Here is an 11567-nt window from a genome sequence, read left to right on the forward strand (position 1 = left end):
CCCAGCCGTCCTCGGGTCATGACGATGGAGAACGCCATGCCGAAGATCACCCCGTTCCTGTGGTTCGATACAGAGGCCGAGCAGGCCGCCAACCTCTATGTGTCGGTGTTCCCGAATTCGCGGATCCACGACGTCTCCTACTATCCCGGCGAAGCGCCGGGCGGCGGCAAGCCGGGCAAGGTGATGACCGTGACCTTCGAGCTCGACGGGCAAAAGATCGTCGCGCTGAACGCCGGCCCGACGTTCAAGCTGGACGAGGCGTTCTCGTTCGTCATCGACTGCGACGGCCAGGACGAGGTCGACCACTACTGGAACGCGCTCACCGCCGATGGTGGGGCGGAGTCGCAATGCGGCTGGCTGAAGGACCGCTTCGGCCTGTCCTGGCAGGTGACGCCCCGCCAGCTGATCGAGATGACCACCAGCCCGGACCGCGCGGCGGCCGGTCGGGCGTTTCAGGCGATGATGGGCATGAAGAAGATCGACATCGCCGCGCTGAAGGCGGCGTACGAGGGAGCGTAGTCAGAAAGCGCCCCCTCCGGCCCTACGGGCCACCTCCCCCGTTGTACGGGGGAGGATGAAACTGAAACTTCCTCACCCGCATCGCGGGGGAGGTGGCGCGGCGCGGAGCGCCGTGACGGAGGGGGCGCTCTTCTGCCGCCTCAAGCCTTCTTGACGAACTCCGTCCGCAGGACCAGGCCGCGGACCTTGTCGACATTGGCTTCGATCTCGTCGGGGTCGCCGGTCAGGCGGATTTTCTTGACCACGGTGCCGCGCTTGAGCGTGACGCCGCCCGAGCCCTTGACCTTCAGGTCCTTGATCAGGGTGACGGTGTCGCCGTCGGCCAGGAGGGTTCCGTTGGAGTCGCGGGTTTCGTCCGACATGGCGGGCCTTTCAGGTGGGGCGGCCGATGACGGCAAACCCGTAAATTTGGTGTGGGCTTTCCTAAGCGGCGCCGTGCCTACGCGTCAATGCGGCGTCTTCTTCCGCCCCAGCGGGTGCTTGGTCTGGACGACATGGGCCAGGTGCTCGCCGGCCACGTGGGTGTAGATCTGGGTGGTGGCGATGTCGGCGTGGCCGAGCAGGGTCTGGATCACCCGCAGATCCGCGCCGCCTTCCAGCAGATGTGTGGCGAAGGCGTGTCGCAGGACGTGGGGGCTGACCTTGTCGCGGTCGATGCCGGCGGCGATGGCCGCGTCGTCCAGCAACTGTCCCACCCGCCGCGCCGTCAGCCGCCCCGAGCCGCCGCGCGAGGGGAACAGCCACGGGCTCTCCTTGGCGCCCTTCGGCAGGAAGGTCCGGCGACCCGCGAGATAGGCGTTCACCGCCGCGCGGGCGGCGTCGTTCAGCGGGGCCAGCCGCTCCTTGCCGCCCTTGCCCTTGACGATCAGATAGGCTGGGTCGCGCGCCAGGGCCGTCAGCGGCAGGGCCAGCAGCTCGGAGATCCGCAGGCCCGAGGCGTAGATCAGCTCGATGATGCAGGCCAGGCGCAGGCCCTGGGCGCTGTCCCCCATTTCTGTATTTGGGGCCGTCGCGGCCGCCAGCAGGCGCTCGATCTCGGCGCGCTCCAGCACTTTCGGCAGGGGCCGGCCCGCCTTGGGCGCGGCGACGCGGCGGGAGGGATCGTCAGTGCGCCAGCCCTCGCCCAGCACGAAGCGATAGAACTGACGCACGGCCGAGCGGCGGCGGGCGGCGGTGGCGGGCGACAGGCCGCGCGCGCCGAGATCCTGAAAATAGGCCTCGACGGCTTCAGCGTCTGCGTCGTCGAGGTCGCGCTTCGAGCGTCCCAGGAAGCCGCGCGCGTCCTCGAGGTCCTTGCCGTAGGCCGTCAGCGTGTTGCGGGCGGCGGCGCGCTCGACCGCCATCATCTCCAGGAACGCGTCGACCCAGCCGGACGCGGCCCCGCTCATTTGGCGTATGCGAGGCCGAGCAGGCCTTCGACCACCACCGCCCGCGCGTCGACCGGCAGGCCGGCGCGGTTCAGGGCGCGAGCGATGCGGGCGCGATCGACGGGCGCGGGTCCGTTGGCCCCAGCGTCCAAGGCGATCGACAAGGCCATCAGCGCCGCCTCGCCCTTGCGCTTGGCGCTCGCGGCGTCTTCCAGGATCTGGACACGCGCCGCCGACGCGGCGGGACGGCCCAGGTCGAAGGCCGCGAACTGGGTCCGCGTGTCGGCGTCCATGGTTCCGCCCAGGCTGGACAACAGCACGGCGGCCGCCGGAGCGGGCGACTTGGCGCCGCCGGTCGCGCCGCGGCCGACCAGATTGCTCAGCACCTGGTTGTCGACCTTGCCCGAGGCCGCGCCGATCAGGGCGTCGAGGATGGCGAGATCCGTGGCCGAGGCGCCGGGGATCACGTCCTGGGTCAGACGGCTGCGGATCGCCTGGGCGCTCTCGACATCGCCCGCCGCCACGGCCGCGCGGGCCAGCAGCACCGGATCCTGCAGCGGGCCGCCGGCCTTGGCCAGGGCCGCGATCGACGGGGCCGTGGCGCGGGCGGCCTCGCTGAAAGCCGGCAGGGTCTTGGCTTGGCGCAGGAAGGCGAGATCCGAGGCCTCGGCCGCGGTAAGGTCATGACCGATGTCGGCCACGGGGGCCGGCGGCGGGGCCGCCACGGCCTTCAGCGCCGGCGAGGCCGAGGCCAGGGCGGCGGCGGACTGGACGTCCAGGTTCAGCCGGCGTGACAGGGCGTAGTTGACCCCGTTCTTCAGATTGGCCGCGCCGGGCGGCGTGCCGGCCAGGGCCGCGCCCATCAGGCGGGCGTAGTCGGCGTCCTTCGTCTGCTGCTGGGCCAGTTGGAAGGTCAGTTGGGCGGCGTCGAGCTGGGCGGCCTTCAGCTGGCAGAACGCGCGCAGGCGAACCCAGTAGGCCGCGCTGCGATCGACGATCAGGTCTTGCTCGGTGCGGCAGGCCTTGTCGTCGTCTCCCGCGATCAGGGCGGCCTCGGCCGTCGCCATCGACAGGGCTGAACTGCCCGGACCACCGGTCGCGCGGTCGAGGATGGCGTTCGCGCCCTTGGCCTCGCCCAGGGCGATCAAGGCCAGGCCCCGCGCCGCGCCCATTTCGACCTCGTCGCCGGCGTCGGCCGGGCCGTTGGCGCCGGTCGACAACACGCGCCGCGCCAAGCTGGCGAAGGCCGGCGACAGGGGCTTGGATCCCGCCAGCTTGGGCAGCGCGTCGCGCAGGATCCCCGGCGCGGTGTCTTTCCAGAGGTCCGACGGAATCCCGGTGTCGGCGACGGCGCCGGAGAAGTAGTCCGGCGCGGCCAGGGTCTTGACCCTGACGTCTTCCTGGGCGCGCGCGGCGCTCCCGGAGAGCGATGGCGACAGCGACAGGACAAGCGCGCTGGACAGCAGCAGCAGGCGCGGAGAACGCGGGAGCGAGATCATGGAGCGGTTATGACGCATGACGGGGTTCTCGCAAACTTGGGCTTTGGCCAAGCCTCGTGTAAACCCGCGACCGCATCATGACCGAGTCCGCTCATCCTCCCGAAGACAAGGCGTCGGCGCGCCAGGGGTCCGAAGACCTGGCGCCGCTGCGCCAGAAGACCATCGTGCTGGTCGGGCTGATGGGCGTGGGCAAGTCCAGCGTCGGCCGCCGCCTGGCGACGGCCCTGAACCTGCCCTTCCGTGACGCCGACAACGAGGTCGAGGCCGCCGCCGGCCGCTCGATCTCCGAGATCTTCGCCGAGCTGGGCGAGGCCGCCTTCCGCGATGGCGAGCGCCGGGTGATCGCTCGTCTGCTGGAAGAACCGCCCCACGTTCTGGCCACGGGCGGCGGCGCCTTCGTCAACGCCGAGACCCGCGCCCTGATCAACGAGAAGGCCCTGTCGGTCTGGCTGAAGGCCGATGTCGAGCTGCTGGCCCGCCGCGTCTCGCGCAAGGACACCCGGCCGCTACTGAAGGGCAAGGACCCGGTCGCGGTGCTGACCGAGCTGGCCCGCGTCCGCAATCCCGCCTACGCCGAGGCGCAAGTGCACGTCCAGACCGGCGACACGCCGCACGGGGTGGCCGTCGACGCCATCCTGACCGCGCTGCGCCAACGTCTGGCGCAAGGAGTTCCCGTTCGATGATCCGCACAGTCTCCGTGGGCCTGGGCGACCGCGCCTATGACGTCGTCATCGGCCCCGGCCTGATCGATCGCGCGGGCGAGCGGATCGCGCCCGTCCTCGGAAAGCGCAAGCGCGTCGCGATCGTCACCGACGCCAATGTCGGCGAGCACCACGGCGAGCGCCTGGCGGCGTCCTTGGAAAAGGCCGGCGTCGCGGTCGACGTCATCACCATCCCGCCCGGCGAGGAGAGCAAGAGCTTCGACGGCCTGTCCGAGCTTTCCGACCACCTGCTGGCCCTGAACCTGGAACGCGGCGACCAGATCGTCGCCTTCGGCGGCGGCGTCGTGGGCGATCTCGCTGGCTTCGCGGCGGCGATCTACAAGCGCGGCATCGATTTCGTACAGGTCCCGACCACCCTGCTCGCCCAGGTCGACAGCTCGGTCGGCGGCAAGACCGCCATCGACACCCCGCGCGGCAAGAACCTGATCGGCGCCTTCCACCAGCCGCGTCTCGTCCTGGCCGACCTCGACGTCCTGGCCACCCTGCCCGCCCGCGAGCTGGCCTGCGGCTACGCCGAGATCATCAAGTACGGCCTGCTGGGCGACTTCGCCTTCTTCGAATGGCTTGAAGCCAACGTCGCCAAGGTGCTGGAGCGCGACGTCGACGCCCTGGTCCGCGCCGTCGGCCGCTCGGTGGAGATGAAGGCCGAGATTGTCGCCGAAGACGAGAAGGAAGCCGGCCGCCGCGCCCTGCTGAACCTCGGCCACACCTTCGGCCACGCGATCGAGGCCGAGATGGGCTTTGGCGATGCGCTCAAGCACGGCGAGGCCGTCGGAGTCGGCATGGCCCAGGCGTTCCGCTTCTCGGCCGCCCAGGGCCTCTGCCCCAGCCAGGACGCCGTCCGCGCCGAGGCCGCCATCAAGGCCGCCGGCCTGCCGACCACGCTGGCGGATGTCCGTCCCGAGCCCTTCGACGCCGACGCCCTGGTCGCCCATTGCGGCCAGGACAAGAAGGCCGAGGGCGGCAAGCTGACCTTCGTGCTCGCGCGCGGCATCGGCGATGCGTTCGTCGCCAAGGACGTGGACCGGGCAGCGCTGAAGGCGTTCCTGATCGAGGAAGGGGCCCGCTAGGCCCCTCTCTCTTGGCGTCCGCGCGACGCCTAGGCCCGCTTGCGGCCCTTGAGCGTCAGCGCCACGGCCGCGACCAGGAAGTAGAACGCCCCGAAGCCCGCATAGGGCGCGATCTCGATCGGCGCGGGCGGATGGCCGCCGTGCTGCAGCGAGCGGGTGATCATGAAGACCCCGGCCAGGACCGACTGGGCGCCGCTCAGCACCATCGGCCATTGGCCGCCGACCGAGCGCCAGCGGCGCAGCCCCGCGACGAGCTGCAGGATACCGGAGAACCCGGCCCAGACGCCGAACACGGTCAGCACCCGGCGCGGCTCGACCTGCAGCGCGAGCAGCACCGCGGCCGCGACCAGCAGGCTGACGACCAGGTTGAAGGTCTGCGGCGGATTGGCCGCGAAGCCGCCGTTGGATCGCGCGTCCATCGCGTTGGCCAGGGCGTCCCAGGCCGGATAGGCGACCAGCAGCACGCCGCCCAGCAGCGGGTTGCTCGTCCCCACCGCGACGGCGGCGAGGATCCAGGCGACCGACACCGCGGCCCGCAGGAAATAGTAGCGCTTGAGACCGTCGCGCTGGACTTGATCGACCTGGGCCATGGCGGCCTCCCTGAAGATGAGCTTTCCATGTCGAGACATTATATGTCGCGACATATGATTGCTCTCTACAGCCCCTCGGTGAACGAGTCCAGGCATTATTTGTCACGACATCTAATTTCGCGGTATGGAAGGAGGACGATCAGGAGCGCGCCGTGTCCGACTACATCCCCACCCTCGACCAGCAGCTGTGCTTCTCGCTGTACGGGGCCAGCATGGCGATCAACCGCGCCTACAAGCCGCTGCTGGACGCGCTGGAGATCACCTATCCGCAGTACCTGGTGCTGAGCGCCCTTTGGGAGACCGACGGCATGAGCGTCGGCGCGATCGGCGAACGGCTGGGCCTCGACTCCAGCAACGTCACCCCCCTGGTCAAGCGCATGGAGGGCGCGGGCCTGGTCAGCCGCGTCCGCAACCCCGCCGACGAGCGCCAGGTGGTGGTCAGCCTGACCGACGCCGGACGCGACATGCAGGCCCGCAGCACGTGCCTTGGCCAGACCCTGTTCGCCGCCGGCGGCATGAGCGTCGAGCGACTGGTGCAGCTAAACAAGGACGTCCAGGCGTTTCGGGATTCGGTCTCGCGCTTCGTGAGCGAGCAACCGCGCGGGTCGGGCCATTGAGCCACGCCGGCCAGGGCCGCGTCGATCCGGCGCGGCCCTAGCAAGCCAATTGTGCCGCCAAGTCGCGCTCCAGCACTGGCGTTCCGCGCCCAGCCGGGGTAGCAGCCCCGCCCATGATCCGCCTCGACAACATCTCCAAGCAGAACGGCCACCAGATCCTGTTCATCGAAGCCTCGATGGGCATCCAGAAGGGTGAGAAGGTCGGGCTGGTCGGCCCAAACGGCGCCGGCAAGACGACCCTGTTCCGCATGATCACGGGGCAGGAGCAGCCCGACGACGGGATCGTCTCGATCGATCCGGGCACGCGGATCGGCTATTTCAGCCAGGACGTCGGCGAGATGTCGGGCCAGAGCGCCGTGGCGGCGGTGATGGATGGCGTCGGCCCGGTCAGCGCCCTCGCGGCCGAGATGGCGCAGCTGGAGGCGGCCATGGTCGATCCGGACCAAGCCGACCAGCTGGACGCCGTCATGGAGCGCTATGGCGAGGTGCTGGAGCGCTTCCAGGAGCTGGACGGCTATGCGCTGGAGGCCCGCGCCCGCGAGGTGCTGGCGGGCCTGAGCTTCAGCCAGGAGCGCATGGACGGCGACGTCGGCCTCTTGTCAGGCGGCTGGAAGATGCGCGTGGCCCTGGCCCGCATCCTGCTGATGCGCCCCGACGCCATGCTGCTGGACGAGCCCAGCAACCACCTGGACCTGGAAAGCCTGATCTGGCTGGAAGCCTTCCTGAAGAACTACGACGGCGCGCTGCTGATGACCTCGCACGACCGCGCCTTCATGAACCGCATCATCGGCAAGGTGGTCGAGATCGACGCCGGCCAGCTGATAACCTATTCCGGCGACCTTGATTTCTACGACCAGCAGCGGGCGCTCAGCGAGGCCCAGCGCCAGGCGCAGTACGAGCGCCAGCAAGCGATGCTGGCCAAGGAAATCAAGTTCATCGAAAAGTTCAAGGCGCGCGCCTCGCACGCCGCCCAGGTCCAGAGCCGGGTCAAGAAGCTGGACAAGATCGAGCGCGTGGAAGCGCCGCGTCGTCGCCAGACGGTCCAGTTCGAATTCCAGAGCCCGCCCCGCTCGGGCGAGGACGTGATCAGCCTGCGCGGCGTCCACAAGGGCTACGGCGAGCGGCCGATCTACCAGGACCTCGACTTCCTGGTCCGCCGCAAGGAGCGCTGGGCCGTGCTGGGCGCGAACGGCGCGGGCAAGTCGACGCTGCTGAAGCTGGTGGCCGGCGCGACCGAGCCCGACCAGGGCAAGGTCGCCATCGGGGCCAGCGTGAAGATGGGCTACTTCGCCCAGCACTCCATGGACCTGCTGGAGGGCGAGGAGACGATCTTCGAGTCGCTGGAACGCTCGTTCCCGCAGGCGGGCCAAGGGGCCCTGCGCACCCTGGCCGGCTGCTTCGGCTTCTCCGGCGACGACGTCGAAAAGCCCTGCCGCGTGCTGTCGGGCGGCGAGAAGGCGCGTCTGGTCATGGCCAAGATGCTGTTCGATCCGCCGAACCTGCTGGTCCTCGACGAGCCGACCAACCACCTCGACATGGCGACCAAGGAGATGCTGGTGGCGTCCCTGGCGGACTTCGAGGGCACCATGCTGTTCGTCTCGCACGACCGTCACTTCCTGGCGGCCCTGTCGAACCGCGTGCTGGAGCTGACGCCGGAGGGCGTCCACCAGTACGGCGGCGGCTACACCGAATATGTCGCCCGCACCGGCCAGGAAGCGCCGGGCCTGCACCCGGGGGGCTAACGCCTCTCCCCCCCGCCCTCGGCATGGCCTAGAACAAGCTCATGTTCACCGCCCTGCTCGGCCTCGCGCCCATCGTCATCGCCCTGCTGACCCTCTCGGCGCTGTTCTCGGCGGCGGAGACGTCGATGACGGGCGCCAGCCGGTCGCGCATGCACCAGCTGGAGCGCGACGGCGACGCGCCGGCGCGGCGGGTCAACAGGCTGCTGTCCGATCAGGAGACGATGATCGGGGCCGTCCTGCTGGGCAACAACCTGATCAACATCCTGGCCTCGGCCCTGGCGACCCAGGTGCTGACCACCCTGATCCCCGGCCCCTGGGGCGTGGCCGTCGCCACGGCGGTGATGACCGTGCTGGTCCTGGTCTTCGCCGAGGTGCTGCCCAAGACGGTGGCCATCGTCCGCTCCGACGACGTCGCCCGCGCCCTGTCGGGCCCCACCCTGTTCATCGTTCGGCTGTTCGGGCCGATCATCTACACGATCCAGTGGATCGTGCGCCGCACGCTGCGCCTGTTCGGCGTCAAGCTGGACATGGCCGTCGACGTGCTGGCCGCCCACGAGGAGATCCGCGGCGCGGTCGACTACCACCACTCCGAAGGCCTGGTGGAGACCGACGACCGACGGATGCTGGGCGGGGTGCTGGACCTGTCGGACATGGACGTCTCGGAGATCATGGTCCACCGCAAGTCGATGGTCCTGCTGGACGCCGCCCTCCCCGCTCGGGAGCTGGTCGACGAGGTGCTCGAGGCCCAGCACACCCGTGTTCCCGTCTATCGCAACGAGCCCGACAACATCGTCGGCGTGCTGCACGCCCGCGACCTGCTGAAGGCCCTGGCGGAGTCCCCCACGGGCGTCGAGGGCCTCGACATCGCCGCCATCCTGCGCGAGCCGTGGTTCATCCCCGACACCACCAACCTGAAGGACCAGCTGAACGCCTTCCTCAAGCGCAAGAGCCACTTCGCCCTCGTGGTCGACGAGTACGGCGCGCTGCAGGGCCTGGTGACGCTGGAGGACATCCTCGAGGAGATCGTCGGCGAGATCGACGACGAGCACGACACCGCGCTGGACGGCGTGCGCAAGCAGCAGGACGGCTCGGTCAATGTCGACGGCCACGTCACGGTCCGCGACCTGAACCGCGCCATGGACTGGCGGCTGCCGGAGGGCGACGCCGTGACCATCGCGGGCCTCGTCATCCATGAGGCTCAAATGATCCCCGAGCCCGGCCAGACCTTCATCTTCCATCGCCATCGTTTCCAGGTGCTGCGGCGCCAGCGCAACCAGATCACCGCGCTGCGCATTAGCGCCTTGCTAGACGAGGGCGAGGGTCCGTGAGCTGATCATCTGACAGCGATGGAACCCAATCCCTTAGCGCGCGTTTAGGCCCATTGCTGGCCAGGGGCGGTCAGACGGAGGGGCAAGTTGGTCGGCTTGGCTGGGACGCAGTTTCGCGACGTTTCGACGGACGACCTTTACGCACGCCTGGAGCAGGCCGAGGCCGCGCTCGCCGACGAAATCCGAAAGTCCGAAACCCTGGCGCGGGTGACCGAAGCGGTCGCCTCCACCAGTGATGTCGACGCCTGCGTCCAGGCGGGGATCGACGGCGCCCGCGAGATCATCGGCGCGGCCTACGGGGCGTTCTTCTACAATGCCGTGAGGGGCGACGGCGAGGCCTACACGCTCTATCGGCTGTCCGGCGCGCCGCCCGAGGCCTTCTCCAACTTCCCCATGCCGCGCAAGACCGCGGTCTTCGCCCCGACCTTCGACGGCGCCGGGGTCGTGCGCTCCAGCGATATCACCCAAGACCCGCGCTACGGCCAGAACACGCCGAGGAGCGGCATGCCCGAAGGCCACCTGCCCGTGCGCAGCTACCTGGCTATTCCGGTCAGCAACCCGCAAGGCGTGGTGCTGGGCGGCCTCTTCTTCGGCCATCCGGAGCCTGGGCGCTTCACGGCGCGCGATGAGGCGCTGCTGGTGGGCCTGGGCGCCCAGCTGGCGGTGACCATCGACTCGATCCGCATCAACGCCGCCGCCCTGGATGAACTGGACCAGCGCCGCCGGGCCGAGGAGCGCCTGAAGTTCGCGCTGGATTCCGGGCGCATGGGCTCCTGGGACCTCGATGTCGCCACCCGCGCCTACGAGGCTTCCGACCTCTGCAAGGCCAATTACGGGCGCCGCACGGACGAGTCCTTCACCTTCGCGGACCTGATCGCCACGATCCATCCCGAGGATCGCCCACGCATCATGGCGGCGATCGAGAGCGCCATCCGCGACGGGGCGGACTATGATGTCGAGTACCGCGTCGTCCTGCCCACGGGCGAGCTGCGCTGGCTGCACGCCCGCGGCCGCGCGGCCCAGACGGCCGACGACGGCGGCGCCCGGCGGCTGGCCGGGGTCTCCCTGGACATCACCGAGCGCAAGCGCGCCGAAGAGCGCCAGAAGCTGCTGGTCAACGAGCTGAATCACCGGGTCAAGAACAGCCTGGCCACCGTGCAGTCGATCGCCGCCCAGACCCTGCGCTCGATCGCCTCCCCGGAATTCTTCCGCGAAGCCTTCGAGGCGCGGCTGATCGCCCTGTCCCACACCCACGACCTCCTGACCCGCGAAAGCTGGGAGGGCGCCAGCCTGCGCGAGGTGTTCGACGGCGAGCTGCGCGCCATGGCCGGCGAGGACCGCGTCACCTTCGACTACCAGGCGGATCTGCGGCTGAACCCGAAGGCCGCCGTGGCGCTGGGCATGGGGCTGCACGAGCTGGCGACCAACGCGGCCAAATACGGCGCCTGGTCGGTTCCGGGCGGGCGCGTGGTCGTCTCCTGGCGGCTGGAACCCAATCTGCTGCGTCTGACCTGGACCGAACATGGTGGTCCGACGGTGAAGCCTCCCACCCGCCGCGGCTTCGGCGCGCGGCTTCTTGAACGCGGTCTCGCGGCCGAGCTATCCGGCGCGGTCGAGCTGACCTATGATGCGTCTGGACTCGTCTGCCACATGGCGCTGCCCCTTCGCGCGCTGGAGCCCTGATCTATGAAGACACTCTCGTCCCTGAAGGTGCTGGTCGTCGAAGACGAAGCCCTGGTTTCCATGCTGGTCGAGGACATGCTGACCGACCTCGGCTGCACCGTCGTCGGGCCCGCCGCCGAGATCGAGGAGGCGTTGAAGCTTGCCGGCTCGGCGGATATCGACGCCGCCCTGCTGGACGTGAACCTGGGCGGTCGGCCGATCTTCCCGGTCGCCGACGCCCTGCGCAGCCGCGGCGTGCCCTTCGCGTTCGCCAGCGGCTACGGCGAGGCCGGCATCAGCGAGGACCACAAGGGCTCGGCCGTTCTGCAGAAGCCCTTCCGCGAGGCCGACCTGCGCCGCGTGCTGGAAGGCCTGGTCGCCCAGACGGCCTGAACACGCTCTTCTACCCGAAATGACGAGGGGCGGCCTCACGCAGGCCGCCCCTTTTTCG

At 69.6% G+C, this 11567-nt stretch carries 12 protein-coding genes; 8 read left to right on the forward strand and 4 right to left on the reverse strand.

The features are described 5' to 3' along the window. Window positions 1-36 precede the first annotated feature (36 nt). A complete protein-coding gene (locus CSEG_RS17530) occupies window positions 37-519 on the forward strand; it encodes a VOC family protein (protein WP_013080571.1) in 483 nt (160 codons plus the stop codon). A 140-nt stretch (window positions 520-659) separates the two neighbouring features. Here CSEG_RS17530 and CSEG_RS17535 read toward each other — a convergent pair whose 3' ends face one another. The 3 genes from CSEG_RS17535 to CSEG_RS17545 all read right to left on the reverse strand — a co-directional run bounded on the left by CSEG_RS17535 (window position 660) and on the right by CSEG_RS17545 (window position 3385). Further along, window positions 660-881, reverse strand: coding sequence for an alkylphosphonate utilization protein (locus CSEG_RS17535; protein ID WP_013080572.1), 222 nt, complete (start codon window positions 879-881; stop codon window positions 660-662). An 84-nt stretch (window positions 882-965) separates the two neighbouring features. Then, entirely contained in the window at window positions 966-1907 is a 942-nt protein-coding gene (locus CSEG_RS17540; protein WP_013080573.1) for a site-specific tyrosine recombinase XerD, read from the reverse strand. Further along, a complete protein-coding gene (locus CSEG_RS17545; protein WP_227878860.1) occupies window positions 1904-3385 on the reverse strand; it encodes a hypothetical protein in 1482 nt (493 codons plus the stop codon). Before CSEG_RS17545 ends, CSEG_RS17540 begins: the two co-directional genes overlap by 4 nt. A gap of 77 nt (window positions 3386-3462) precedes the next feature. Here CSEG_RS17545 and CSEG_RS17550 point away from each other — a divergent pair, with 77 nt between their 5' ends. Both CSEG_RS17550 and aroB read left to right on the forward strand, forming a co-directional pair. Continuing rightward, a complete protein-coding gene (locus CSEG_RS17550; protein WP_013080575.1) occupies window positions 3463-4068 on the forward strand; it encodes a shikimate kinase in 606 nt (201 codons plus the stop codon). Next, window positions 4065-5177 (forward strand): 3-dehydroquinate synthase, encoded by a 1113-nt coding sequence (aroB, locus tag CSEG_RS17555; protein WP_013080576.1) that lies wholly within the window; start codon window positions 4065-4067, stop codon window positions 5175-5177. The genes CSEG_RS17550 and aroB overlap by 4 nt, the downstream gene beginning before the upstream one ends. Before the next feature lie 29 nt (window positions 5178-5206). Here aroB and CSEG_RS17560 read toward each other — a convergent pair whose 3' ends face one another. Beyond that, the gene (locus CSEG_RS17560; RefSeq protein ID WP_013080577.1) at window positions 5207-5767 is read right to left on the reverse strand and encodes a DUF308 domain-containing protein; all 561 of its coding nucleotides are present in this window, start codon (window positions 5765-5767) and stop codon (window positions 5207-5209) included. Window positions 5768-5919: 152 nt separating this feature from the next. Between CSEG_RS17560 and CSEG_RS17565 the strand changes: the two genes are divergently transcribed. From CSEG_RS17565 to CSEG_RS17585, 5 genes are all read left to right on the forward strand, one after another. Further along, window positions 5920-6384, forward strand: a complete 465-nt coding sequence (locus tag CSEG_RS17565; RefSeq protein ID WP_013080578.1) for a MarR family winged helix-turn-helix transcriptional regulator — start codon at window positions 5920-5922, stop codon at window positions 6382-6384. 113 nt (window positions 6385-6497) lie between these two features. Then, complete coding sequence (locus tag CSEG_RS17570; RefSeq protein WP_013080579.1) at window positions 6498-8126, forward strand: ABC-F family ATP-binding cassette domain-containing protein; 1629 nt, start codon at window positions 6498-6500, stop codon at window positions 8124-8126. Between the two features lie 41 nt (window positions 8127-8167). Beyond that, window positions 8168-9454 (forward strand): HlyC/CorC family transporter, encoded by a 1287-nt coding sequence (locus tag CSEG_RS17575; RefSeq protein WP_013080580.1) that lies wholly within the window; start codon window positions 8168-8170, stop codon window positions 9452-9454. A gap of 87 nt (window positions 9455-9541) precedes the next feature. Beyond that, window positions 9542-11137, forward strand: a complete 1596-nt coding sequence (locus CSEG_RS22120) for an HWE histidine kinase domain-containing protein (RefSeq protein WP_013080581.1) — start codon at window positions 9542-9544, stop codon at window positions 11135-11137. Between the two features lie 3 nt (window positions 11138-11140). Next, entirely contained in the window at window positions 11141-11509 is a 369-nt protein-coding gene (locus tag CSEG_RS17585) for a response regulator (protein WP_013080582.1), read from the forward strand. The last annotated feature ends 58 nt before the right edge of the window (window positions 11510-11567 follow it).

It is taken from the genome of Caulobacter segnis ATCC 21756 (assembly GCF_000092285.1).
In the GTDB taxonomy this organism is placed as follows: domain Bacteria; phylum Pseudomonadota; class Alphaproteobacteria; order Caulobacterales; family Caulobacteraceae; genus Caulobacter; species Caulobacter segnis.

Coding starts and splice junctions, on each gene's coding strand:
- CSEG_RS17530 (WP_013080571.1), top strand. CDS start 37: ATGCCGAAGATCACCCCGTTCCTGTGGTTCGATACAGAGGCCGAGCAG.
- CSEG_RS17535 (WP_013080572.1), bottom strand. CDS start 881: ATGTCGGACGAAACCCGCGACTCCAACGGAACCCTCCTGGCCGACGGC.
- CSEG_RS17540 (WP_013080573.1), bottom strand. CDS start 1,907: ATGAGCGGGGCCGCGTCCGGCTGGGTCGACGCGTTCCTGGAGATGATG.
- CSEG_RS17545 (WP_227878860.1), bottom strand. CDS start 3,385: ATGATCTCGCTCCCGCGTTCTCCGCGCCTGCTGCTGCTGTCCAGCGCG.
- CSEG_RS17550 (WP_013080575.1), top strand. CDS start 3,463: ATGACCGAGTCCGCTCATCCTCCCGAAGACAAGGCGTCGGCGCGCCAG.
- aroB (WP_013080576.1), top strand. CDS start 4,065: ATGATCCGCACAGTCTCCGTGGGCCTGGGCGACCGCGCCTATGACGTC.
- CSEG_RS17560 (WP_013080577.1), bottom strand. CDS start 5,767: ATGGCCCAGGTCGATCAAGTCCAGCGCGACGGTCTCAAGCGCTACTAT.
- CSEG_RS17570 (WP_013080579.1), top strand. CDS start 6,498: ATGATCCGCCTCGACAACATCTCCAAGCAGAACGGCCACCAGATCCTG.
- CSEG_RS17575 (WP_013080580.1), top strand. CDS start 8,168: ATGTTCACCGCCCTGCTCGGCCTCGCGCCCATCGTCATCGCCCTGCTG.
- CSEG_RS17585 (WP_013080582.1), top strand. CDS start 11,141: ATGAAGACACTCTCGTCCCTGAAGGTGCTGGTCGTCGAAGACGAAGCC.